General features: G+C 52.1%; 14 protein-coding genes. 9 read left to right on the forward strand and 5 right to left on the reverse strand.

Going from position 1 to position 26,060, the window contains the following annotated elements:
- Positions 1–107: 107 nt before the first annotated feature.
- Positions 108–338, forward strand: a complete 231-nt coding sequence (locus LKK83_RS14400) for a hypothetical protein (protein ID WP_324631879.1) — start codon at positions 108–110, stop codon at positions 336–338.
- Positions 339–470: 132 nt separating this feature from the next.
- On the opposite strand, the gene cysE is transcribed toward LKK83_RS14400, so the two are convergent.
- Positions 471–1,223, reverse strand: a complete 753-nt coding sequence (gene cysE, locus LKK83_RS14405) for a serine O-acetyltransferase (RefSeq protein WP_324631880.1) — start codon at positions 1,221–1,223, stop codon at positions 471–473.
- 169 nt (positions 1,224–1,392) lie between these two features.
- Positions 1,393–1,878, reverse strand: coding sequence for a hypothetical protein (locus LKK83_RS14410; protein WP_324631881.1), 486 nt, complete (start codon positions 1,876–1,878; stop codon positions 1,393–1,395).
- A 171-nt stretch (positions 1,879–2,049) separates the two neighbouring features.
- Here LKK83_RS14410 and LKK83_RS14415 point away from each other — a divergent pair, with 171 nt between their 5' ends.
- Positions 2,050–2,214, forward strand: coding sequence for a hypothetical protein (locus LKK83_RS14415; RefSeq protein WP_324631882.1), 165 nt, complete (start codon positions 2,050–2,052; stop codon positions 2,212–2,214).
- 150 nt (positions 2,215–2,364) lie between these two features.
- The gene (locus LKK83_RS14420; RefSeq protein WP_324631883.1) at positions 2,365–3,435 is read left to right on the forward strand and encodes an ABC transporter permease; all 1,071 of its coding nucleotides are present in this window, start codon (positions 2,365–2,367) and stop codon (positions 3,433–3,435) included.
- Positions 3,436–3,502: 67 nt separating this feature from the next.
- Here LKK83_RS14420 and LKK83_RS14425 read toward each other — a convergent pair whose 3' ends face one another.
- Together LKK83_RS14425 and LKK83_RS14430 are read right to left on the reverse strand one after the other, a co-directional pair.
- On the reverse strand, positions 3,503–4,606 hold the full coding sequence (locus LKK83_RS14425) for an AI-2E family transporter (protein WP_324631884.1): 1,104 nt from the start codon (positions 4,604–4,606) through the stop codon (positions 3,503–3,505).
- Between the two features lie 214 nt (positions 4,607–4,820).
- On the reverse strand, positions 4,821–5,705 hold the full coding sequence (locus LKK83_RS14430; protein WP_324631885.1) for an Npun_R2479 family HD domain-containing metalloprotein: 885 nt from the start codon (positions 5,703–5,705) through the stop codon (positions 4,821–4,823).
- Between the two features lie 683 nt (positions 5,706–6,388).
- Here LKK83_RS14430 and LKK83_RS14435 point away from each other — a divergent pair.
- The 6 genes from LKK83_RS14435 (at position 6,389) to LKK83_RS14460 (ending at position 21,278) form a co-directional block, all read left to right on the forward strand.
- Positions 6,389–8,266 carry an efflux RND transporter periplasmic adaptor subunit gene (locus LKK83_RS14435; RefSeq protein WP_324631886.1) on the forward strand — a complete coding sequence of 626 codons (1,878 nt, stop codon included), beginning with the start codon at positions 6,389–6,391 and terminating at the stop codon, positions 8,264–8,266.
- A gap of 243 nt (positions 8,267–8,509) precedes the next feature.
- The gene (locus LKK83_RS14440; RefSeq protein WP_324631888.1) at positions 8,510–11,731 is read left to right on the forward strand and encodes an efflux RND transporter permease subunit; all 3,222 of its coding nucleotides are present in this window, start codon (positions 8,510–8,512) and stop codon (positions 11,729–11,731) included.
- Between the two features lie 258 nt (positions 11,732–11,989).
- Positions 11,990–12,994: a phenylalanine--tRNA ligase subunit alpha gene (pheS, locus tag LKK83_RS14445; protein ID WP_324631889.1), complete on the forward strand. Its 1,005-nt coding sequence runs from the start codon at positions 11,990–11,992 to the stop codon at positions 12,992–12,994.
- Positions 12,995–13,603: 609 nt separating this feature from the next.
- Positions 13,604–18,157 (forward strand): PAS domain S-box protein, encoded by a 4,554-nt coding sequence (locus tag LKK83_RS14450; protein WP_324631890.1) that lies wholly within the window; start codon positions 13,604–13,606, stop codon positions 18,155–18,157.
- Between the two features lie 10 nt (positions 18,158–18,167).
- On the forward strand, positions 18,168–19,259 hold the full coding sequence (locus LKK83_RS14455) for an ATP-binding protein (protein WP_324631891.1): 1,092 nt from the start codon (positions 18,168–18,170) through the stop codon (positions 19,257–19,259).
- Positions 19,260–19,406: 147 nt separating this feature from the next.
- On the forward strand, positions 19,407–21,278 hold the full coding sequence (locus LKK83_RS14460) for a response regulator (RefSeq protein WP_324631893.1): 1,872 nt from the start codon (positions 19,407–19,409) through the stop codon (positions 21,276–21,278).
- Between the two features lie 105 nt (positions 21,279–21,383).
- Here LKK83_RS14460 and LKK83_RS14465 read toward each other — a convergent pair whose 3' ends face one another.
- Positions 21,384–25,865: an EAL domain-containing protein gene (locus LKK83_RS14465; protein ID WP_324631894.1), complete on the reverse strand. Its 4,482-nt coding sequence runs from the start codon at positions 25,863–25,865 to the stop codon at positions 21,384–21,386.
- Positions 25,866–26,060 lie beyond the last annotated feature (195 nt).

The raw sequence follows: 26,060 nt of genomic DNA on the forward strand, positions 1-26,060 counted from the left end.
TTTGCACTACTCAATACTCTACCACACGCCGTGAGGTATTTCCGGAATAATCTAGAATTTTCCAGTAAATCAGGCTTGAGTCATTAACAGCCTAAAGAGCGATCGCCGTGATAATATCCGCAATTCAACAAAACCTACCCCTTTTCTGGGCGATGATGGTACTGCACTGCATTATCGGCACACTCGCCGCATTTCTCGCCAAACGCAAAGGATTCAATTTTAAATGGTGGTTAGCGATCGGCTTGATTGGCGGCACCTTTGCCTTCGTCAGTGCTTGTTTCCTGCAACCCGCCTCTTCCACCCTGCTCAATTCCGCCGATAAACGCCGAGGCGGGTAACTCATCCGGGGGTTTCCAGCCGACATCGAGAAAGGGCGGGGAAACTGCACGGCCAAAAATTTAGCCCGCCGAAGCGGGCTGATTGGGTAATGTAGCGACAGAGACGACTCTGCCGCGCGATCGCTTATCCGGTCAAATCCCGGCACCATCGAGAAACTGCTGGATTTGCTTATCTTTGAGGCGACAATTCGGGGCGATCTCATTGGAATCTAACTCATGGGAGTGAACCCCCGTCAGCACCAAAGTCGGTTGCTCGGTTTGCAAGTTTTGCATTTGCTGTTCGAGGGTTTCAATGCGATCGACCAAGGTACGAATCACCGCCGCCTCCGAGTCAGGCAGTTGTCCGTGTTCCAGGGGATTGACCCGCACGCCAGAGCGATAGACGATCCGACCCGGAACCCCCACTACAGTACAATCAGAAGGGACATCGCGCAGCACCACCGAACCCGCACCGATCCGGACATTATTGCCAATTTGGATATTCCCCAGGACTTTAGCACCGGCACCCACCACCACATATTCTCCTAGGGTGGGGTGACGTTTGCCCGTTTCCTTGCCGGTGCCGCCGAGGGTTACGCCTTGGTAAATCAGGCTATAATCCCCCACAATGGCCGTTTCGCCAATCACCACTCCCATTCCGTGGTCGATAAACACCCCCTGACCGATCGCCGCCCCGGGGTGAATTTCAATCCCGGTGAAAAAGCGAGCGATATGGGACATCAGGCGCGGAATTACGGGAATGCCGATCCGATACAACCAATGGGCAACCCGGTGAAACAGTAGTGCTTGCAAACCGGGGTAGCAGAATAAAACTTCTACCCAGTTGCGAGCGGCGGGGTCACGCTCGAAGATAATTCGGAAGTCAGCTATCAGGGTATTGAGCACGCTTCGTTACCACTCTCGGCAAATTAACCACTTTCTATCTTATCGTTAAGCGGGTTTTTCCCTCTACCCCTGTCGAGAGAGTCGCGCAAATCAACCCGCCCCCCTATTTTGGAAGAGCGGGTCGATTTAACCGATGGGTGGCGGGCATCATTTGACGCTCAACCCATCCCTACTCGCTGACCATCAGGGTGTATTTGTAACGCTCTCCCGCTTCCAGAGACCCCACCCAAATCCGGTAGGTACCTGCTTCCCAGTTGCGGTCCGAGATGCTCGCATCTCGCCCGCTACTGGTATCGTCCCCACAGCGCACCATGCCCCGATTCGGTCCAAGGATCGCTAAAGTCGTATCCTCTCCGCTGTCCACCGAGACGGTTAAGCGATCGAAATCCGATGTTAATTCCATAATATGATCCGGAGTAGGGTCTCCAAACCCGAGGCAAGGTTGATTATTGCGATCGCGCGCTGACACCACCGCCGGCAAGGAGGTAGACCCCCCGGTGTACCCCGTCACCTCCGCTGATTGCGGTGAAAATCCCGGCGAAAGGGTCAATCCTTCATAATTGGCTGTTTGTGCCAACACCGGCAAGGCGCTGAACGCGATCGCCCAACCCAATAAACTCCCGCCTCTCAATTTTCCGATTCCATGTAATCCCATTTTCGATTATCCTCCTAAATTTTTAATCAATCTCGGTCTCGCACTGACTCCGAATTTCACTCTTATTTCATTCATAAACAGCGTTTGGTCTCTGTTAAAATTCTGAGTGACACTTTGGATTACTGTCCCTTTCAACTCCGCTAACTGTTCTGATTTTTGGGCAATTAAATTATGAGTGGTGTATTAGTAATGCTGGTTTTAACTATTGCCGGGTGGCTGCTTACCACCGGGTTGGTCAGTCTACCGATCGCCTTTATCCATTTTATCGGGCAAATCCCCAACTGGTTTGGCATAGCCGTAATTGTCGCCGTAATTTTGTGGGGAATAGATGAATGAATCCCACCGGAATTCAATTGCGCTATCCTCTACCTTTGGAGATGAAAAATCAAGCCGATTGTTCCTCAATAAACAATGACCAATGACCAATAAACAATGACCAATGACCAATAACTGTATCGGAATATCTGTTCGTCACAGAGGTGAAAAATGAACTGGTGGAAAAAACTGAAAAAAAACCCCTTGGCTCAGATTGGGGCGGTGTTGTTATTAATTTTTTATTTAACCGCGATCGCCGCAGAATTTGTCGCGCCATATGACCCCTATGTGTCCCAACCCGACGGATCCTTGCTACCGCCGACACAGATTTACTGGCGCAACCAAGAAACCGGGGAATTTATCGGTCCCCACGTTTATCCCACCACTCAGGGTGCAGTGGATCTAGAAACCGGCGATCGCTTGCTGAAAGTTAACTACCAAGAACCCTCTCCGTTGACATTGTTTGTCAGAGGGGACGAGTATAAACTGTGGGGTTTAATTCCCGGAGATGTCCACCTGTTTGGCACCCTCGGGCCTGCCAAATTTAACTTAATTGGCACCGACGATCAGGCCCGGGATCAATTTAGCCGTCTGGTACATGGAGCGCGGATTAGTTTATTTATTGGGTTAGTGGGGATTACCATTTCCTTTCCCCTCGGCACCATTGTCGGCGGAATTTCTGGGTATTTTGGCGGCGTTGTCGATAGTATTTTGATGCGCTTAGTGGAAGTGTTGATGACCATTCCGAGCATTTATTTGCTCGTTACTCTGACGTTAATTTTGCCAGCAGGAATTACCAGCGCCCAGCGATTTTTGTTAATTGTGGTGATTACTTCATTTGTGAGTTGGTCCGGATTGGCGCGGGTGATTCGCGGACAGGTGCTTTCCATCAAACAGCGCGAATTCGTACAAGCGGCGCGATCGATGGGAGCCAATCCATTTTATATCATCGTCCGTCACGTTTTGCCCCAAACCGCCACCTATATTATTATTGCCGCAACCTTATCCGTGCCTGGGTTTATCGTGGCGGAATCGGTGTTGAGTTTGATTGGGTTGGGCATCCAGCAACCGGATCCCTCCTGGGGAAATATGCTGTCTCTGTCTACGAATGCGTCGGTATTGCTGCTGCAACCTTGGTTGGTGTGGCCCCCGGCCCTGTTGATTATTTTAACCGTGTTGGCGTTTAACCTGCTTGGGGATGGGTTGCGCGATGCCTTGGATCCGCGCAGCGTGCAGCGGTAGGGATGTTCGATCGCTTTATTTTCCCACCCTTCCTCGTTCCCAGCAATGCTGGGAACGGGATAAATTATCAATTGTCAATTGGCAATTCTTCTGGGGGCAATTTTTTCACCAGGGGGTTATTGAAGAAACTGCCAGTTTGCGGAGGGAGGGTGGGGTCGAGGACGATTTCCACAATGCTTTTCACCACACCGGTGAGGGGGATAGCGAGGATGACGCCCAAAAAGCCGCCGACGCGCGCCCCGAGGAGCAAGGAGGCAAAAATAATCACTGGCGAGAGACCGGTGAGGTTGCCCATAATGCGCGGGGCGACTAGATTATCTTTAATTTGCTGAAAGGCGATCGCCACCGCCAGCACTTGCAGGGCGAGCCACCAGTCAATAAACGCCACGATAATGCAAACCGTGCCGATGCCCAGGGTAGCTCCCACAAAAGGAATAATTTCCAAAGCGCCGATAAACACGGCAAATAACAGGAAAAAGGGGACTTTTAGAATCCAAAACGACGGGGTGAGGGTGAGGGTCATAAACAGACCCAGAAGGAGTTGGCCGGTGACGAACTTTTGCAGATTGCGCTGCAAGGAGTTGGTGAGTTGGGTGCGGATATGGGGGGCGAAAATGCGGGTCAGATGGTGCCATAAGCGATCGCCATCCAAGAGCATGTAAAAGGAAATCACCAGAATCAAGATGAAATCCAAGAACCAATTAAAAGTGCCCACGACTAACCCGAACCCTTTAGCAGCGATCGCCTGGGCTTGAGCTTGGAAGCGTTCCACAATTTGCTGTTCTACAATTTGCACGTCAAAGGGCAAATTATGAGAAGAGCTCCACGCTTGAAACTCGGCCAATTGTTGCTGTGCCGATTGTAACAATGACGGAAAATTGTTCAACAATTGCCGCCCTTGATTGAACACCGAAGGAACCACCGTCAGGGCGATCGCCAACACCAGCAAACCGGCTGCCAGATATACGGCGATCGCCGCTATCGGGCGGGGCACCAACCGTTGCAGTCTCGCCACAGCATAGTTGAGCAAAAACGCAATTAACCCGGCGGTCACTAAAATGCTAATCAGTTCGCCCACATAACTCAGGGCATTCAGGGTAGCCCATCCCGCGATCAAAATCAGCAACCAGGTGAGTAAAAACTTTTGCAAGGGCGAAAAAATTTGAGTCATTATTGCCTTGATCTCATTTCTACGGAACGCCCGGGAAAGGTGGAGAAGTTCCGCCAACCTCCCCAGTCGCTCGGTTAACCTTTCTCGTGCAAAAGTTTAACTCGTATCCGCTTGCTTGTCAGGGTACGGGGCTTTTTACCGGGTTTGAGGGGGATGTGGGCGGTATTTTAGCTTCTCGGCGGGAAGCCCCAGTTAAGCATAAGCCCCGAAATCCTTATCCTTGTTTCACCTCTTCTTTTTGCTCTGCCTCCTGTTTGTCCTCGTCTTCCACTAAGGTTTCATGCTCGACAACGAACACATTCGAGTACAGGTTTGCCACCACCTGTTTGCCCTGCTGAGTGAGCATCAAATATGCCAGGGCATTTTTGACATAGGGATAAACCCCATACCAATAAAATTTGGGATAGTTCTTGCGTAAATCCCCCGGATGTCGATAGCCCAGGGCCTTATTCGTCCCGGTTTCTTCAAATTCATAGAACAGCGCGCCGATTTTCTTCAGGTAGCGCGGATCGCTCAGTTGCCCGATCAGGTCCGCCGCCCGAACCATCCCCGGAAAATCCACCGTATCTTGATGGTCCTCTGCTTTCGGGACCGGGAAACGAGTCAATTCGATATTGCGCTTGATTGCCTCGGCATCGATCAGCTTGTGACCCCCAAATCGTTCGTCGATAAATAGTTTGGCGCGGTCCACATGATAGGGGGTCAACCCCGCATCGCTCGCTCCGGGTGGTAGGCGGATCATCTCCCCATTTTGCCCCGTGGCATACCATCCACCTCGATCTTGGCGGCACACTCCCTTCACATAGCCAATATCGTGACAGACCAGGGAAATGATAAAATGCAGCCAATCTTCACAGGAGACCCCACCCTCGCGGATGTGTTTGCCTCGCATAATCTCCTGTCCCACCAAGGTGACGAGAATCGTGTGTTCCACATTGTGGTAAAGGGCGTCGCTGTTGGCAATATTTTCCAGCGCCATGCTTCCCGCCCAGGCAATGATATCCTCGTAGTCGGGTTTGTACCCCCCATAGGTGCGTCGATAGCCCGATCGCAGCTTTTGCACGAAGGTGTCAATTAATATTTCAGTGGCATTAAACATATTGGGTACTCGCTCGTGTTCCAGTACAATTTTCCCGATTGTCCAGGGGTTGCAAATGGTTCATACTTCTATATAATGCATCTGACCCGGTCTTGTCATGGTAGGCTCGGTGGCTCCCCTCTGCCCGATCGCCGCAATTAGACCTACAGCTTCATTCCATTTGCACCCTCCCTATTCGCCAAAACACCCGTTTCCGGAACATCAAGAATAATTCAATCGGTTTCTTAGTTTATTGTAGAGTTCAATCCGGATTGTCGATCGCTACGGGTGCAAATATCCGGAATTCCCTACAGACGAGGGCCTCGATTCCCTTCCCCGACCCTTCTATTCGCCCCATTATTTTTTTTGATGCAATAATGCAATAGGGATTTAGCCTAATTACTTATGGCTTTTTGAATTCAATTGCATGCAAGTAAATTGTAAAATTAAGACCGGGAGGGAGGGACTCCCAAAGCCGTCACCCCGCTGTCCCCAAAAATTGTGGATTTGTGATTCATTATTCACAAATTGGTAATTTGCAAGCGCCATCCGGGGGGGGTAGCGCCTCAAGGGCAGATGCAGGGGACTAAGCAAATTCACTCGGGAAGTTTCGGCTCCTCCCAGTAGAATTAAGAAAAGAAACAATTTGCAATATTTCTTAGCACTCCGTAAACTATCACGCAAAGACTGGGGGAGAACCACTCATGCCCGATCGCGCTTTCTCAGAAGTAAAACCCATTGAGTCGCAAGAAATCCACGCCGTGACACCCACACCAGACAACCTCGATCCCGACACCGAGACCCCCCCGGAGGAGGATTCACCCACCGCCTCCATCCCCTCCGAGGAAGAACTCGACTCCGACGACATCGACGAATTCGCCACCCCCCCCAAATCCAACCGGGGCTGGAAAGGGCTAATGGCGGGCATGGGAATTGGCATTGTCCTGGCGGTGGGGGGAATGCGCTTCCTGGACAAACCCGCCGCCGAAACCGCGCAAGACCCACCCCCGGCGCAAGCCCAATTAACCGCCGAATCTGCCCCCAGTCAAACCGTTACCGTCGCCACAGTGGCGCGAGCGACGGTGGGGCGAACTCTCGACGCTAGGGGCACCGTACAAGCCTATGACCTGCTTCCCGTGTTGCCCCAACAACCGGGATTGCAAATTCAACAAGTCTTGGTAGACGAGGGGGATTTCGTCAAAGCCGGTCAACCGATGGCGATTTTAGATGATGCCCTACAGCGATCGCAAATTGGCGAAGCGATCGCCCAACTCGATTCCGCCGAATCGGGCAAACTCGAACGCCAAGCCGCCGTTTCCGCCGCCGAAGCCGCCCTCTCTCAAGCCCTCGCCTCCCAATCCGAAGCCGAAGCCGCCCTGTCTCAAGCCCTAGCGGCCCAATCGGAAGCCGAAGCGGGACGCCAACAAGCCCTCGCCGCTAAATCCGAAGCGCAAGCCGCTGTTTCCCAAGCCGAAGCGGCAAAAGTGGAAGCTCGAGCCGGGCGCGAACAAGCGGTGGCGAATCTCGCCAAAGCCAAAGCAGAACTGGCGCAAGCCGAACGGGAACTGGAGCGCTACCAAACCTTAGCCGCCGCCGGTGCCATTTCTCAACAAGAACTGGATACCCGACGCACTACCGCCGAAAATGCAAAAGAAGCGGTGCGCGTCGCCGAAGCCAATATTAAAAGTGCCGACGCGCGCATTCAAAGCGCGATCGCCAATATCAGCAGTATGCAGGCAAGAGTCAGCAGCGCCGAGTCCAATATCCGCAGCGCCGAAGCCCGCCTCGAAAGCGCGATCGCCAATGTCAAAAGTGCGCGATCGCGTCTTCAACGCTCCTCCGCCAATGTCAGCAGCGCCGAAGCCCAAGTGGAAAGCGCCCGCGCCAACGTCAGCAGCGCCGAAGCCAATATCCGCAGCAGCCAAGCGCGCGTCCAACAAGTGCAAACCCAACAAGCTCGCACCACCGTGCGCGCCCCCGCACCGGGCATCGTCGCCGAACGCATCGCTCGCGTCGGGGATATCACCAGTAACTCGAAAAAACTCTTTTCTATCGTCGCCAATAACGAACTCGAAGTGCATGTGAAAGTCCCGGAAACCCAATTGCCTCAAGTCAAAATCGGCGCACCGGCAACCATTACCTCCGATGCGGATAGTCGCATCCAGGTGCGCGGTACGGTGCGCGATATCGCCCCCCTGGTTGACGAAGAAAGCCGCCAAGCTACGGTGAAAGTGCGCCTCCCGAATAATGAATTGCTCAAACCAGGGATGTTTTTGCGTGCCGCCATCACCACCAGCCAGCAAGAAGCCCTCACCGTGCCGGCAAAAGCAGTGTTACCCCAACCGGATGGGAGTGGCATGGTCTATCGGGTTCTGGATAACCGCACGGTCCAAGCACAATCGGTAGAAGTGGGAGAAATTACCGCCGCCGAAGGTACGGACCTGAGTACGGCTCAGGTGGAAATTAAAAGCGGTTTGGCTCCCGGCGATCGCCTGGTGGTGGAAGGGGCCGCCTATCTCAAAGACGGCGATCGCATCGCGATCGAACAGGAAAATCCCGTCCCCCCAAACGTAGAACTATAAACAGCGGTCATTGGTCAATTGTCATTGGTCATTGGTCATTGGTCATTGGTCATTGGTCAATTGTCATTGGTCATTGGTCAATTGTCATTGGTCATTGGTCATTGGTCATTGGTCATTGGTCATTGGTTAATAGTCATTGGTACTCCTTCAAAGGACAAAGGACAAAGGACAAAGGACAAATGACAAATGACAAACCACAAATGACAAACCACAAAAGACAAACCCCTTTATTTCCTAATTAATATGTCTTTCCACGTTTCCACTTGGTCTATTAAAAACCCCGTTCCCACGTTAGTGATGTTTCTCATCTTGACGATAGTGGGATTTATGTCATTCGGGCAACTGGGGATTGATGAAACGCCAAACATCGATATTCCGGCGGTGAGCGTCACCGTTACCCAACCGGGGGCCGGTCCGAGCGAGTTAGAAACTCAGGTGACGAAGAAAATCGAAGATGCGGTAGCGGGGTTGGGGAATATCGACGAACTGACCTCCAGCGTAACCGATGGGGTATCGACAACGACGATTAGTTTTATTTTGGGCACTGATAGCGATCGCGCCACCAATGACGTTCGCAATGCGGTCGCACAAATTCGGCAAAATTTACCCCGAGATATCAACGACCCGGTTGTGCAGCGGCTAGAATTTGCTGGCGGACCGATTATGACATATGTGGTCAGTTCCGATCGCCGCACGGTAGAAGAATTAAGCGATTTAGTGGATCGGACGATCGCGAGGCGGATTCTCAGCGTCCCCGGGGTAGCGCAAGTGAACCGGGTGGGCGGTGTAGACCGGGAAATCCGGGTGGATCTCGACCCCACGCGCCTGGAAGCCCTCGGGATTACGGCGACGGAAGTCAACGACCAAATCCGCGCCTTTAATATTAACCTGCCGGGGGGACGTTCGGAAGTTGGCGGGAGCGAACAAACGATACGCACCCTGGGATCTGCGCCCACGGTAGAGACCTTGCGACAGTATCGGATTGTCTTGCCTTCTGGGGAAGCGGTGTCCTTACAAAGTTTGGCGCAGGTGCGCGATGGGTTTGCCGAAGCGAGGCAAAGTGCGAGGTTTTGGGCGGAAAATATAGCAAGTGAGAGAAAAAAGTCCGTGGCGCGATCGCCCGAAATCGGTTCTCCCGTGGTCACCTTTTCCGTATTGCGGAGTACCGGCAGTACCCTGGTCACAGTGGAAGAAGGGGTGCGCGAGGCGGTGAGCGAACTGGAAAAAACCCTAGCGGAGGATATCGAGTTTGAACTGATCGTCACCAACGCCGACTCGATTCGGGAATCCTATCAAGCCTCCATCGATGCCCTGGTGATGGGCTGTTTGCTCACCGTGGTGGTGGTGGGGATTTTCTTGCGCGATTGGCGGGCCACCTTGATTACGGCGGTGGCCCTGCCATTATCGATTATTCCCACCTTTTTGGTGATGCGAACTCTGGATTATACCCTGAACGGGATGACCCTGCTGGCGCTGTCGTTAGCGGTGGGAAATTTAGTGGATGATGCGATTTGCATGATCGAAAATATCGACCAGCACTTGCGGATGGGGAAAAAGCCGTTTAATGCCGCAATGGATGCCGCCCGGGAAATCGGGTTAGCGGTACTGGCAACCACGGCCACGATTGTGGCGGTGTTTTTGCCGGTGGCGTTTATGGGCGGCGTGCCGGGTCAGTTTTTCCAACCGTTTGGGGTGACGGTTTCGGTGTCTACCATGTTCTCGACCTTGGTGGCAACGACGATGACGCCGATGCTGAGCGCCTATTTGCTAAAAGAGAAGCCGAGGACTGTGGCCAATATACAAGACTCGGCTAACGGGCAGAATGGCAATGGCACGTCGCGGCCTAAAGTGCGAAACGGGGGCTTTCATCCCTATCGGAGCGCTCTCACTTGGGCGCTGAAGCATCGGATTACCACCTTGCTGATTGCGGTAGCGTTGTTTATCGGCAGTTTGCAGTTGGTGCCCTATATCCCCAAGGGACTGTTTAGTAGTGGGGATACGGGACTGAGTGTGGTCAATATCGAGTTGCCTCCCGGGTCTACCCTGGAGGAAACCGATCGCGTGGCGCAACGGACGATGGGGCTGTTGCAGGACAATCCCGGGGTGGAAAGCGTGCTGGCGACGGCGGGTACCGGCGGCGCGAGTCGCGAGGTAAATAAGGCCACGTTGTATGTAAATTTGCTGCCGGAGTCGGAACGGGAGTTGTCTCAGCAGGAGTTCGAGCAGGAAATGCGGAGCCAGTTTGGCGCGATTCCCGGGGCGAGAGTGAGCTTTCAGTCTTCCGGGGCTGGGGGCAGCAGTAAGGATTTATCGATTGTGCTAAAAAGTGAAAATCCGCAGGCGCTGAAGGAAGCGGCGGATGCGTTGGAACGGCAAATGCGCGAGATTCCCGGGTTGGTGGAGGTGTCTTCCAGTGCGTCGTTGGTGAAACCGGAGATATTGATTGTGCCGAATCCGCAACGGGCGGCGGATTTGGGGGTATCGGTGCAGGCGATCGCGCGTACTGCCTCTCTGGCGACGATCGGCGATAATGAGGCAAATCTCGCGAAGTTCGATTTGAGCGATCGGCAAATTCCGATTCGGGTGCAGTTGGCGCAAAAGTATCGGCAAAATCTCGATACGTTGCGAAATATCCAGATTCCCAGTCAAACCGGGCAGTTAGTGCCGCTTTCAGCAGTGGCGAGCATTACGATCGGCAGCGGTCCGGCCCAGGTGGAACGCTACGATCGCGCTCGTCAAGTGGTAATGGAAGCCAACTTGCAAGGCATTTCTCTCGGAGATGCCCTGGAAAAGGTACAAGCTCTACCCGCGATGGATTTACCTGCCGGTGTGGAACAGCAATCCTCCGGGGATGCGAAAATTATGCAGGATATTTTCGGTCGCTTTCTCGGGGCGCTGGGATTGGCGGTGCTATCGATTTATGCAATTTTGGTGCTGCTGTACAATAACTTTTTGTATCCCCTGACGATTATGGTGGCGTTACCCCTGTCGATTGGCGGCGCGCTGCTGGGCCTGATGGTGGCACAAAAAGAGTTGGGATTGTTTGCCCTGATCGGGATTGTCATGCTGATGGGGTTGGTGACGAAAAATGCGATTTTGCTGGTGGATTGTACCTTAGCGAATCAGCAGCAAGGGATGAAGCAGTTTAAGGCGGTGGTGCAGGCGGGGGTGTCTCGCTTGCGTCCGATTTTTATGACGGCACTTTCTACCATTGCGGGCATGATGCCGATCGCCCTGGAAATTGGTGCGGGGGGTGAGGTGCGCTCTCCAATGGCGATCGCGGTAATCGGCGGCTTCTCCACTTCTACCATGTTGACCTTAGTGGTCGTGCCGGTACTGTTTACTTATGTAGATGGATTCTGGCGCGGGGTGGTGGGCTTGTTTACCGGCGAGTTTGCCCGCCGTCGCAAGTTACGCCCTGTATCATCCAAGAAAAAGCAAAAGCCAATCCGAGTGGTGAAGTAGCGGTAGGCTGCGTGACTCCCCCTCCCCCACCTGGGGGAAAATCGCCCACTGAAATGGGGGAGTCACGCACCACCCCCATAAATGGGAAAGTCTCCCGATAAGACATAGTTTGGCCAATTCTATTTCTAGTTTAAGACAAAAAAGGCAATTTCAGTCAAGGAAGGAATTTTTCCCGGCATGGGAAAAAAGGAAAAAGCGATCGCGGATTAAAATCACGCTAAACTCAACAAAGCGGGACAATTGGATTGATAATTTTGCATGACTACTCAGCTCACCGATTTGGAGACGCAACTCCAAACGCTCCGCACTGAAGCCATCGGAGCGATCGCCTCTCGGGAAAACCTAGAGCAACTCGAACAACTGCGGGTCAACTACCTGGGTAAAAAAGGGCAGCTCTCCCAAATTTTAAGAGGGATGGGCAAACTCGACCCCGGGGACAGACCGCGCATTGGTGCCCTCGCCAACGAAGTAAAAGAAGCCCTGCAAAGCGAGCTAGAGCAGCGCCACAACGCCTTGCTCAGCGCGCAAATCGAAGCGCAACTGAAAGCGGAAACCCTGGATGTGACCATGCCCGGGGTGTATCGTCCTCAAGGAAGAGTTCACCCCCTCAACGAAGTCATCGATCGCGCGATCGATATTTTCGTCGGGTTGGGCTACACTGTCGCCAGCGGACCGGAACTGGAAAGCGACTATTATAACTTCGAGGCACTGAATACACCGGCAGACCATCCGGCGCGGGACATGCAGGACACCTTTTACCTCCCCGATGGCAATCTGCTTCGCACCCATACCTCCCCGGTGCAGATTCGCTACATGGAGAAGCACGAACCTCCCTTGCGAATTGTGGCCCCCGGGCGGGTGTACCGACGCGACACCGTAGATGCCACCCACGCCGCCGTATTCCATCAAGTGGAAATTTTAGCCGTGGACAAAGGCATTACCTTCTGCGATCTCAAAGGCACCCTGAAAGAATTTGTCCGCCAAATGTTCGGGGTGGATTTGCCCTTGCGCTTTCGTCCCAGTTATTTCCCCTTCACCGAACCTTCTGCAGAAGTAGACGTGCAGTGGCAAGGGAAATGGTTGGAAGTGCTCGGGTGTGGTAGCGTAGATCCGAACGTGCTGAAAGCCGTGGGTTACGACCCCGAAGTTTACACCGGATTGGCAGCAGGGTTCGGTGTGGAACGCTTGGCAATGGTGCTTTATGAAATCGACGATATCCGTCGGGTTTATAGCAGCGACTTGCGCTTTTTGCAACAGTTGTAAGCGCGGGCAAACGAAGAAAATAGCACCGTAATTCTTGCCGAAAATCGGTGCGGAATCTAGCGGGCAGGGTGGGGTAAAAATAGCTTCATCCTGCCGTTCAATTCCAGTTTTTTAATCGGAAATTACCGAAATCGGTGCGGGAGTGGCGCGATCGCCTATCCGGCAGTGTATTAAATCAAGCCTGGGTTAATCAAGCCCGCCCTGCAATTTGGTCGAGCCTTGCTACCCCCTTAAAAGAAAAAACGAATCTGAGACGAATCCCTCGCCGTTTAGGTTCCTCAAAACCGCTCTAACTGTTCCCTGTTTTCTAGCTGAAGCGCCACCCTTTGGTTTTATGCAGCAACTCAAACCTCAAGCCCATCGGGGAGATGGCCACATTCTCCCAGAAAACCGGAAACCATCGCTCTCGATTGCCATAATATGCTATGATTACTTAAACCAACCCCTCAAAACCAAAATTATTTTTCAATCAGTGAAATTACGAAATCTAAGCCAATTTCTCCTAAATTATCCGCCAGAGAACAGGGAAAAAAGCTTGGCTGCCTGTGCGATAGAGAGAGCAATTTTTCTCTGACTATAAAATATGTATTGCAAGTACAAAATAACCCGATGTTAACGAAAAGTTCTATTTTAAACCCCTTAGTACACAATTCTCCCGCTATCGACAGAGACCCCCTGTTGCTGTTGCCAAATACGCCACTCACGGAAGCGGTGACGCGCATGAGTCAGAAGCGAACCAGTTGTGGTTTAGTGGTAGAAGAAAACCTTCGCTTAGTGGGGATTTTGACCGAACGAGATATTGTCAGAATGACCGCTGCAGGGATGGAGTTAGAAAATGTGGAAGTCGAGGCGGTGATGACCCGGGATCCGCTGGCGATTTGTCTGTCCCAACCCCGGGATATTTTTGCCATTTTATCCCTGATGCGCCAGCACAAAATTCGTCATTTACCGGCGATCGATGACGAGGGTCGGGCGATCGGGGTGATTAGGCCGCGCAGTATTCGCCAATTGCTGCATCCTAGGGATTTGCTCAAGCTCAGACGAGTGGAGGAAGTGATGAGTCAGCGGGTGATTCACGCGCCCCCCACGGCGTCGCTGTTAGAAATTATCCAGACAATGGCCGATCGCCGGGTGAGTTGCGTGGCGATCGCCCAACCGATTACCCCCGGGGATCCCGACTCCGCAATGGTGCCGGTGGGTATCTTGACCGAACGCGACATCGTGCAGTTTCGCGCATTGGGGCTGAATTTAACCGCCACCGAGGCCCAGGCGGTGATGAGCGCCCCCTTATTGCCCATTCAAACCAGCGATTCCTTGTGGGAGGCGCATAAATTGATGGAATCCCATTTCATCCGACGGTTGGTGGTGATGAACGAGGAAGGCACCCTCGCCGGGATTCTCACTCAAAGCAGTCTTTTAGAAGCCCTGGATCCGGTAGAACTGTATGCCAGCCTCGACATTGTGCGACAAGAATTAGACCGGTGTACCGCACAATTGCGAGAGGCAAACCAGCGCTTGCAACGGGGAATCGAAGAGGGCATCCAAGCCCAAAAAGCCCTGGAGAAGCGAGAACGGGAATTTCGGGCATTGGTAGAAAATGCGCCGGATCTCATCGTGCGATTCGATCGCCACTGTCGGGTTTTATACGCAAACCCCAGTTTTGCCCGCGCGCTCGATCGACCCAGTGGCGAGATTATCCATCGCCCGGTTGGCGAAGTGGAAACCCCCGAAATCGCCCTGCGGTGGGAGGAAACCGTGCGCCAGGTATTCGAGACGGGGCAAGAAAAAACACTGGAACTGGAAAGAGCAAATGGGCAAACAACGGAATACTACTCCTGTCGCGTGGTACCGGAATTGACCGAAGAAGGTGAGATAACATCGGTGTTAGCGATCGCCCGGGAGATTGGCGCGCGCAAACAAGTGGAAGCCGCCCTGCAAAAAAACGAGCAACGGTTGCGGGGGATTTTTAATTGTAGTTTCCAATTTATGGGCGTTTTGGAACCCGATGGTACCTTAATCGACGCCAATAAAACCGCCCTGGAATTTGTCGGTGTCGCCTTAGAAGATATCCTCGGACTGCCATTTTGGGAAACCCCTTGGTGGCGGAAGTCTCGGGAGATACAACGACAGTTACAAGCGGCGATCGCCCGGGCGGCCCAGGGAGAATGCTTGCGGTATGAAGTAGAAGTGATGGGCGCGCGAGATTGCACCATTACCATTGACTTTTCCATTAAACCCGTCCTCGACGATAGCGGGAATGTCATCCTGATCGTTCCCGAAGGACGCGACATCAGCGATCGAAAAATATTCGAGCAAAAATTACAGAAACAAACCGTTGCCATTGCCAAAGCAAACGATGGCATTGCCATTTTAGATAGGAACGACAAATACGCTTACTTAAACGACGCTCACGCTCAAATATTTGGCTACAACAGCGCCGAAGAACTGTTAGGAAAAAGCTGGCTCGAACTTTACGACGCAGCCGAAGGCCAACGGTTAACTGATGAAATGGTTTCCCTGTTATTAGAACAAGAGTATTGTCGCACCGAAGCGATGGGACTGCGCCGCGATGGCACCTGTTTCCCCCAAGAAGTCTCCGTAACCCGGCTGGAAACGGACGAGAAGATTTGTATTGTCCGAGATATCAGCGAGAGAAAAGAAGCAGAAAAAGCCATGCGAGATAGCCAGGATTTTATCGAAAAAGTGGCGTTATCTTCTCCGAATCTGCTCTATATTTACGACATAAAAGCAGAGCGCAATGTGTATGCCAATCGGGAAATTTCCGAAATGCTCGGATATAAGCCGCAAGAAATTCAAGACATGGGCACGGATATTCTGCCTCAGATTATTCACCCGGAGGATTTACAGAAGCTTCCCGCCCATTTTCAACAATTCGATCGGGCGGAAGACGGGGAGATTTTTGAGTTAGAATATCGGGTGAGAGATGCCCGAGGAAAATGGCGCTATCTTTTGAGCCGAGAAACCCTATTTACCCGCAATCCCGATGGCACGGCGAAACAGTTGCTCGGAACCGCAACGGATATCACACAGCGCAAGCACGCCGAAGCGGTTTTGCGCGAAGCGGCAGATCGGGAAAAAGCCATATCAGTCGCCATAGAACGCATGCGGCGATCGCTGGATATCGAGGTCATTTTTAACGAGACGACCTTTCAATTGCGCCGAGTGCTAAACTGCGATCGGGTGGCCATTTATCAGTTTAATCCCAACTGGAGCGGGGAATTTGTCGCCGAATCAACCGCACCGGGCTGGGTTTCCGTGCTAGAAATGCAGCAAAATGGTTCGACTTCCGTTCCGCCACAATTTGTGGAAAACGACAATTGCCAGGTGAAAAGTTTGATTGGCTTTCCCCAGGTTTGGGAGGATAGTTATCTCAGCGAAAGGGCGGTGGATAAATTAGCCACCCATCAGGAAGCGTTAGTGGTAGAAAGCATTTACGATCGCGGATTTAGTGAGTGTTACATCGAACGGTTAGAACAACTTCAAGTCAGAGCCTATATTATCGTGCCCATTTTTTGCGGCGATCGACTCTGGGGATTGCTCGCCGCCTATCAAAATTCCGGGGCGCGCCAGTGGAAAACCAGCGATAGTAATATTGTCCTTCAAATTGGGGCGCAGTTGGGCGTCGCATTGCAGCAAGCGCAATTGCTGCAACAAACGAAAGAGCAATCCCAGGCGCTGCAGGAAGCCGCGATCGCCGCCGATACTGCCAACCAAGCCAAAAGCGAATTCCTCGCCAATATGAGCCACGAATTGCGAACCCCCCTGAATGCCATTCTCGGCTTTACCCAACTGATGAATCGCGATCGCACCTTGAGCGGCGAACACCAGGAATACTTGCAGATTATCAATCGCGCCGGCGAACACCTGCTCGAATTAATCAACGACATCCTGGAAATGTCAAAAATCGAAGCGGGAAAAATTGTCTTCAATGAATCCACCTTCGACCTGCACTCTACCCTCCATACCCTGGAAGAAATGCTGCGCTTAAAAGCGGTTTCTAAAGGCTTGCAGCTCAATTTTGACCTCGCGCCAGACATTCCCCAATGGGTGAAAACCGATGAAGGAAAATTGCGGCAAGTGTTAATTAATTTGATCGGAAATGGGATAAAATTTACCCAAACAGGAGAGATTACCGTGCGGGTTCGCTTAGCAGACTCATCCCGCGCCAGCCAGTCAAAACCCACGGTTTCATCCCCCGAATCTCACCTAGATTTTGAAATCGAAGACACCGGTCCGGGAATTGCCCCAGCAGAGATGCCTCGGCTATTCGAACCATTCGGGCAAACCCAAACTGGTCGCCAAACCCACTCCGGAACCGGCTTGGGATTGCCCATCTCGCAAAAATTCATAGAAATGATGGGCGGCGAGATTTCGGTCAAGAGCGTTGTGGGTCAAGGGAGTGTGTTTGGCTTTCGGATTGCGATCGCCCCGCCGGATCCGAGTCAAATGAAAGCTCCGCAATCCCACCGTCAAATTATCGGTTTAGCCCCCAACCAACCCCCCTATCGCCTCTTAGTGGTGGATGACGTCAGAGACAGTCGCCAGTTTTTAGTGGCCCTGCTCACATCGATTGGCTTTCCAGTGCGCGAAGCCGAAAACGGACGAGAAGCTTTGGAGGTGTGGGAAACCTGGGAACCGCATCTGATTTTCATGGATATGCGAATGCCGGTGATGGATGGGTATGAAGCCACCCGCCGCATTAAACGCAGCGATCGCGGACAAGTCACCATCACCATCGCTCTCACCGCTAGCGCCTTTGACAGCGATCGGCAGCAGATTTTAGCCGCCGGATGCGACGACTTCATTCGCAAGCCGGTGCGACAAGAAATCCTCCTCGAATCCCTCACCAAACATTTGGGCGTAAAATATCTTTATGAAGCCGAAAACCAGGCGGAAAAAAGCGAATCTCCAGAGTGCGAAACCCTTCTCGATCCCGCAGATCTGACTCCCCTTTGCGCTCAAATGCCAGCCGATTGGCGGACAAGGGTTCATATCGCGGCGTCTCAAGGCACCGATGATGAGATTTTGGAGTTACTGGCGGAAATTCCGGCAGAACTGGCTCCTTTGAGCAATGCACTCAGAGATTTAGCTTATAATTTCCAGTTTGAAACCGTGATGGCATTGACCCAGGACAATGAATAAGGGACTCATAATGATGAACGGTGTGGATCTGTCAAATAAAGATATTTTGATTGTAGACGATAACCCGGATAACCTGCGGATTTTGTCCTCGATTCTGCTCGCTTGGGGGTGCAAAGTCCGCAAAGCTTTATCCGGGCAAATGGCACTAAAAATTTGCGAAACTGTCTCGCCGGATTTGATTTTACTGGATATTATGATGCCGGAAATGGATGGGTATGCCGTTTGTCAGCAATTAAAAGCATTGCCCAACATGGCGAATGTTCCGGTAATTTTTATTAGTGCGCTCAATGAGGCGATTGACAAGGTAAAAGCGTTTGATGTGGGCGGGGTGGATTACATTTCTAAACCGTTTCAGGTGGAGGAAGTATTGATTCGCATCGCCCATCAGCTCAGAATTCGCCAGTTAACTGAAGAGTTACAGCGATCGAATGCGGATTTGGAACAATTCGCCTATATTGCCTCCCATGACTTGCAATCCCCCTTGCAGGCAATTGTAGGGAATGCGGATTTGTTGAGTTGGAAATATGAGGATCGATTGGGGGCGGATGGCGATCGCTATGTGGAGCAAATTATCCAGTCCGCATTTCGCATGAAGCAGCTCATCGAAGACTTGCTCGACTATTCCCGCATCGGTACCGCTTCGCGGCGTTGGAGTACCATTGATTGTCAGGAAGTGTTAGCCGCCGCTTTGTCGAATTTGAGTGCAGAAATTGCCCAGAGTGACGCGCGAATTACTCATTCTGAACTGCCCACAATCCTCGGCGATCGCACCCAACTCATGCAGCTTTTTCAAAACTTAATCGGCAATGCAATTAAGTTTCGCCGTCGCGATGTTATCCCCACCATCGAAATTTCCGCAACGCCCCATCATAAAAGTGAATGGCTGTTGCAAGTTAAAGATAATGGCATCGGAATCGAAAGCCAACAATGCGATCGCATTTTTGAAGTGTTTCAACGCCTGCATTCTACCGGGGAATATCCCGGAACCGGCATCGGTTTGACAATTTGTAAAAAAATTGTCGAACGTCACGGCGGGAAAATTTGGGTCGATTCCCAGCTCGGATGCGGCACTCAATTCTATTTTACCCTACCCCAAACCTAATTGACTTCTTTTTCCTTCAGTTGTTAAAATATCCCCACCGGGCTACCTCAACAAATCGGCAGCTCAAAGTTGACCGCTCTCCCTCTTATCCGATCCACGGGTGGTAATTTGCATTTTCGTCAATCCAATTATTATTTCAACTTTACCATGAACTTAGAAAAAAATTTAGCCAATGCCGGACATATTCTTGTCGTAGACGATCGCCCCGATAACGTGCGGGTTTTGGCGGGCATTTTGACCCCAGAAGGCTACAAAGTCCATAAAGCCGTAACCGGGAAAATGGCCCTCACCGCCTGTGAAACTGTCCCCGTAGATTTGATTCTCCTCGACGTGATGATGCCAGAGATGGATGGGTACGAGACTTGTCAGCACTTAAAAAATAACCCGAAAACGGAACAAATTCCGGTGATTTTTATCAGTGCGCTCAATGACGTTTTGGATAAAGTAAAAGCCTTTGAAGTGGGCGGAGTGGATTATATCACTAAACCCTTCCAAGACAAAGAAGTTTTATCGCGGGTGGAAACCCACCTGCATTTGCGCCGACTGCAAAGCAGCCTGGAAGAGAAAAATAATTCCCTCCAACGGGAAATCCAAGAGCGAGAAAAAATTCAATCCGAATTAGAGTTAAGCGAAGCCAAAAATCAAAGCCTTTTGAGAGCGATTCCCGATTTGATGCTTCGCATTAGCGCCGAGGGAACTTTATTGGATTATCGCCTTGCCAAAAATCAGCCGATCGCCAGGGATATTTCCCCCGAGGAGAAACATGCAGACACCCCGATGCACAATGCGGTGATTTTCCCGATCGCCGATCCCCTCTCCAAAGACAGCGCGATCGGCAAATATGTCTCCGATACCTTACCCAGCGACCTCGCAATCTGGGTGTTATACTACGTCGAGCAAACTCTGCGCGCCTCTCGAGTCCAAATTGGCGAATACATGCAACAAGTAAATGGCAAATGGCACGCCTATGAGGTGAGGTTTGTCACAAGCGGTCCGCATGAAGTGCTCGCGATCGCCCGGGATATCTCCGATCGCAAGCAAGCTGAAGCCGCACGACTCCAGGCCCAAGCCTTAATTCAAACCCAAAAACAAGAACTCGAACAAGCCTTAACCCAACTCAAACAAGCTCAAACTCAACTGGTCCAAAATGAAAAAATGGTCGGATTAGGCCAACTCGCTTCCGGTATTGCCCACGAAATCAACAATCCCGTTAGCTTTATCTACGGCAATATTACCCATGTTTCTGCTTATTTTCAAGACTTACTCGAACTCATCGAACTATTTCAGCAAGAATGCCCCCTTACTTCTACCGTAGAAGACTCCATCCAACACATCGATTTAGAGTTCATCACCAGCGATATTAAAAATCTGCTAAACTCGATGAAATCTGGCTCCGAGCGCATCCAGAAAATCGTCCTGTCTCTGAAAAATTTCGTCCGCCTCGATGAATCTGAAATGAAATCCGTGGATATCCACGACGGAATTGAAAATGCCTTAACCCTGTTACAACATCGCCTCGGACAATCCCACAACCACTGCGCTATTCACGTCAAAAAAGACTATGGCCATTTGCCTAAAGTGACTTGTTATCCCAGTCAGCTCAATCAAGTGTTTATGCACTTACTCAATAATGCGATCGATGCTCTAGAGTCATCAGTCACTGGTCATTCGTCATCGGTAACAGCTTCAAATGACAAAGGACAAATGACCAATGACCAACCCCAAATGACCATTCACATTTGCACCGAAGTCACCCCAGATAACAACGCCGTGCAAATCGCGATCGCGGATAATGGGCCGGGGATACCCGAATCGAGGCGATCGCGGTTATTCGATCCATTTTTTACCACCAAACCGGTGGGGTCGGGTACTGGTTTGGGATTATCGATTAGCTATCAGATAGTCGTGCAAAAACATCACGGCGAGTTAACCTGTTCTTCCACCCCCGGACAAGGCGCGAAATTTACCATCGAAATTCCCCTAAACCGGGAAAAGGCATCGCAGAGGGGAGGGGATTAATCTGAGATAATTGTCCCACCTTTGGGCGGGCGATCGGGGCGAGTGAATCGGCAAGATTCCTCCTGGAAATCCTGTGGTCATCCGCCCCAACAGGGATGAAGATTGTCAGTTATTTTGCCCCCAAAGTCCATCCCGAAGCAATTGGGTTGCGCCTTCAGCATCCAGGGGACGACTGAACAGATAGCCCTGCATATCGTGACAGTTTAACTGTAGCAAACAATCCCGTTGCGCTTCTGTTTCCACCCCTTCTGCTACCACCTTCATGTGTAATTGTTCTGCCAGAGTGATAATGGCGGAAACGATAGCATAATCTTTAGATTGCTTGGCCAAATCTCCCACAAATGATTGATGAATTTTAATCATTCGGAACGAGAATTTTTTCAAGTAATTTAAAGAAGCATAACCGATGCCAAAATCATCGATCGCGGTAGAGACGCCCATTTGCTGCAACTGAGTCAAAACCTCCACGGTTAAGTTAGCATCTTGCATAGCGGTAGTTTCGGTAATATCCAATCCCAACCATTGGGAATCCAAGGCGGTGGTGCGTAAAACTTGAGCGATCGCCTCCACCAAATTCGGTTGTTGAAACTGTCGCGCCGAAAGATTGACCACCATTCGCACTGGTGGCAAACCGGATTCCCGCCATTTTTGATGTTGAGCGCAAGCGGTTTCCAATACCCAAAGACCCAAGGGTAAAATCAAGCCATTTTCTTCTGCCAAGGGCATAAATTTATCCGGTGGAATCACGCCCAACGTGGGATGTTGCCAGCGCAGTAAGGCTTCCATTGCGGTAATTTTCCCGGTGTGAAGATTCACCTGGGGCTGATAGTAAATCAGAAATTCCTGAGTGGAGAAAGCGGTATGCAGGTAATTATCAAGCACCCACAACTCCGAAGCCTGAGAATTCATTCCCGGTGCATATAACTGATAGTCATTGCGCCCTTGTTCCTTGACGCGGTATAATGCTATATCGGCATTTTTAATCAAGGTTTCCGCATCGTGGGCGTCGCTGGGATAGAGAGCAATGCCGATACTGCCGGTAATATAGAGTTGATTGCCCTCGATATAAAAAGCGGGGCGGAGACATTCCAGGAGGCGTTCGGCGATTTGTGCGGCATCTTCAGGGGTACTGAGGCGATCGAGCAGGAGAATAAATTCATCCCCGCCCCAGCGGACGATAATATCCTCTTCCCGCAGGCAGTTTCGCAGGCGGACCGAAGCGCGTTCGAGCAATTCGTCCCCGATCGCGTGACCGAGGGTGTCGTTGATAATTTTAAACCGATCCAAGTCGAGGAACATCACTGCCACTTGGTGCCCGCAAATGCGAGCGGTTTCCAACGCCAGGGGCAAGCGTTCGTCGAGGACCTGACGGTTAGGCAACCCAGTGAGGCGATCGTGATAGGCTTGATGACGAATGATTTCTTCTTGGTAATGGCGCTGTAGGGCACCGCCGATACTAGCGGCGATCGCGATTAAAATCGATTCTTCGCTTTTCGACCAACTGCGGGGCGATCGCGTAGCATCAAATCCAATATACCCCCAAAATTCCCGTTCCACCAAAATCGGCACCATCAGCATCGACTGAGTGCCCTCTGCCTGCAAGCTCGCGCGTTCTCCCTCCGGCGCTGATTGTGCGAAAATGGCGCGGGGGTTCCCCAGGCACAACGCCTCCAACGCGCTAGAATTTTCGCCAATTGTATAACTTCCCTCCCGTTTGGCCGATACGCGATCGTTGCAGCGCCACTGGAACCGCACGATAAACTCGCAAGCCCGAACTCCCTCAAAATTAGCACAATTAGCTGCCAACTCCCGACTGTCGGGATGGCAAATGTTACCCAATTCGTGAGAAATAGAGTGATGGTTTGGATTGCTTCGGCGAGCGATCGCCTCGCAGATATACACTCGTTCCACCCCCGCCGCCGTGCCCAGAGTCGCCAATGCCTTCATCACCGCCTCGGGCATACTCAGTTCCGTGAGCAAATGATTCATTGCCTCCGCCACGCCCAACAGCAAACTATCGCGCTGGTGCAGTTCCGCTTCCGCTTGCTTGCGCTGGGTAATATCCACCACCGTTCCTTCATACCCCAGCAATCGGCCATTCGCATCCCGAATTGTGCGGGCACTTTCCGAAATCCAAATCGTGCTGCCATCGCGGCGATAAACCCGAGACTCGAACCCCCACACTGCTTCCCGTGCTTGTAACAATCGGCGAAACTCCTGTCGGCGTTGCGGATCCACGTAGAGCTGATGCTCGATATCCGTCAATTGTGCCATTAACTGTGCTGGCGAATCATAGCCATAAATCCGGGCTAACATCGGATTCGCCGTCAAGTAACGGCCCGCCGGCGTGGTTTGAAAAATCCCTTCCACCGCATTTTCAAAAATGCTGCGATATTTGCGCTCCGCCTGTCGCAAAGCCGATTCCGCCTGCTTGCGCTGATAGTAACTCGACATCATTTGACCGATAACGCGCAACAAATGCACATCCCCCGGAGACCATCGACGTTGTTCCCTCGCGTCCAATCCGATAAATCCCCACAGAGTGTCGGAGGGGGAATAAATCGGCACCAGCAGCACAGCGCGAGCATGAAGCCGCCGCAACAGTGCTTTTTCCGCACGAGCTGTCGGTGGGAGTTCGTCCACCTCCTCAATCGGGCAAATTTCCCCCGTGAAGAGCTGCTGCATTAACCAGGGAAACTGGCGCGGGTCCAGATAAACATTGGCCTCGCTTTCTGCCTCCTGGTCTCTGTCGCACCACTGATAAATCTGGCTCATACTTCTGCCATGCTCGTCCAGGGAAAAGATATACGCCCGATTCACCCGAGCCGCAATGCCCAGCAGTGCCAGAATTTTGCCGAAATCCGGTTCCCGGGAGGAGACAAACAAGCGGGAAATTTTAGATAAAGCGGCTTCGATCAGCAGTCGGTGGTGCAGTTGTGACTCGGCTTGCTTGCGTTGTGCGATGCTGCGCGAATTCACCACGATGCCTTGGATCGTGGGGTCGTCGAGTCGGCGATTGCTCACCGATTCGATATCGATCCAACTGCCATCGGCATGACGAAAGCGATACTCGATCGCAGCAGTTGCCGAAGGGGAAGGGGCAGGGGGGATAGCACAATCCGTCTGTGCGGGGCGATCGTCCGGGGGTGAGGCGGGGGGCGTCAACAGCACATCGGCAACCGCCGATCGGTCTTCTGGGTGGACGTACTCTAACCAATTTTGCCCCACGAGGGTTTCTGGGTTGTATCCCAAGAGGCGATCGAGGGAAGAAGAACCATACTCAATGGTGCCGTCAGCGGCGAGAATCGCGATAATATCTGAGGAATTTTCCACTAATGCGGCGAAGCGAGCTTCAGCTTGTTTGCGTTGGGTGATATCGATCGCCGTGCCTTCGTAACCGAGAAGCACGCCGTTGGCATCCCGGATCGCCCGGGCGTTTTCGGCGATCCAAATAATGCTGCCATCTTTGCGATAGCACTGCGACTCAAAGTTCCACAAGGCATCGTTTTCTTCCAGCAGGCGCTTGAATTGGGCGCGACGATTGGGATCCACATACAGTTGATGCTCGATGTCGGAGATTTCCCGGATTAATTCAGCGGGAGAGTCGTAGCCGTAAATCTGAGCTAAGGTGGGATTGACCAGCAGGTAATGCCCCTCGGGGGTGCTTTGAAAGATGCCTTCGATGGAGTGTTCGAACAGGCGGCGATATTTTTCTTCCGCTTGACGCAAGGCTTCTTCGGATTGTTTGTGTTGAATCACCGCACCGAGATGGGTGGAAATCTCGCAGATGAGTTCCACCATGCGGCGATCTTCCGGGCGCGATTTGAACGTGAAGAATTGCAGCACGGCGATCGCCCGATTCTCCGCCACAATCGGCACCGCAAAGGTGGCTTTGAGGCCGATTTTGCGCCCTAGGCGAACCTGGGGAAACACAGATGGCGAGAGTTGGGAAATATCCGGCACCCATTCTGGTTGTTTTTGCACCCACACCCGTCCGGGAAGTCCCATCCCGGGGAGAAAGCTAAGGGTTTCCCTGTGCTGTCTGAAGTGTTCTAATCCGGGAAATGCCTGGGGGTCTCGGTGTGCCTGAGGCCCGTAGTCAGTTCGCCTGCATTGCAGATAGCCGGTTTGCGGGTTGAATTCCCACGCTTCTCCATAATCCCACCCGCTACTTTGGCACACTTGTTGCACGGCTAAGTTTAAGGCGCTGTGAAAATCGTCGGCTTGTGCGAGTTTTAAGCCGATGGTTTGCAATTGCAATAAAGACGCTCGATTCGGCTGGCGCACCACTTCCAGAGATTGGGTTTGGTGGATGGATTGGCACAGGCTCATAATGGCGGTAATGCTTTTGTTTTGGTGTTCCACGGGTATTCGTTTGACTCTGACGGTTTGGGATTGGCTGTTTGTCGAGGACGCGATCGCTCCATTTCCTTTGGATAATCTGCCGTTTTCCCTTTCTCGATGCACCCCCGGGTGGAACTGCTGGAAAACCGCGCCCTGGATTGACCGATGTTGCGGTGAGGGAGGACGGGTTCTCGGGGGTGCAGCACGGCTTTCGGCGCTTCCCCACTCTTCCCCCCGATACACCTATTTCTGACTGCACCCATTTGGCGGCTGGCGGTTGAAATAGCAACCTCCCGAAATTCCCCCCGTCGGGGGTCGCGACCTCTCTACCCCCGGTGATGGGTTAAGGCCGATTTTCCCTTTCCAGGCGGTCTAATGAGCGCTCTAAACCTGCCGGCAGACTCTCGGCGGCTGTCGTGCTGCGTGGTTCGGCCATAC

Source organism: Phormidium sp. CCY1219 (assembly GCF_035615515.1).
Taxonomy (GTDB): domain Bacteria; phylum Cyanobacteriota; class Cyanobacteriia; order Cyanobacteriales; family Laspinemataceae; genus CCY1219.

Excerpts from the sequence above, each read along its gene's own strand:
- LKK83_RS14450 (WP_324631890.1), top strand. The coding sequence starts at position 13,604 with ATGTTAACGAAAAGTTCTATTTTAAACCCCTTAGTACACAATTCTCCC.
- LKK83_RS14415 (WP_324631882.1), top strand. The coding sequence starts at position 2,050 with ATGAGTGGTGTATTAGTAATGCTGGTTTTAACTATTGCCGGGTGGCTG.
- LKK83_RS14435 (WP_324631886.1), top strand. The coding sequence starts at position 6,389 with ATGCCCGATCGCGCTTTCTCAGAAGTAAAACCCATTGAGTCGCAAGAA.
- LKK83_RS14460 (WP_324631893.1), top strand. The coding sequence starts at position 19,407 with ATGAACTTAGAAAAAAATTTAGCCAATGCCGGACATATTCTTGTCGTA.
- LKK83_RS14410 (WP_324631881.1), bottom strand. The coding sequence starts at position 1,878 with ATGGGATTACATGGAATCGGAAAATTGAGAGGCGGGAGTTTATTGGGT.
- LKK83_RS14455 (WP_324631891.1), top strand. The coding sequence starts at position 18,168 with ATGATGAACGGTGTGGATCTGTCAAATAAAGATATTTTGATTGTAGAC.
- LKK83_RS14420 (WP_324631883.1), top strand. The coding sequence starts at position 2,365 with ATGAACTGGTGGAAAAAACTGAAAAAAAACCCCTTGGCTCAGATTGGG.
- LKK83_RS14425 (WP_324631884.1), bottom strand. The coding sequence starts at position 4,606 with ATGACTCAAATTTTTTCGCCCTTGCAAAAGTTTTTACTCACCTGGTTG.
- LKK83_RS14440 (WP_324631888.1), top strand. The coding sequence starts at position 8,510 with ATGTCTTTCCACGTTTCCACTTGGTCTATTAAAAACCCCGTTCCCACG.
- pheS (WP_324631889.1), top strand. The coding sequence starts at position 11,990 with ATGACTACTCAGCTCACCGATTTGGAGACGCAACTCCAAACGCTCCGC.
- LKK83_RS14430 (WP_324631885.1), bottom strand. The coding sequence starts at position 5,705 with ATGTTTAATGCCACTGAAATATTAATTGACACCTTCGTGCAAAAGCTG.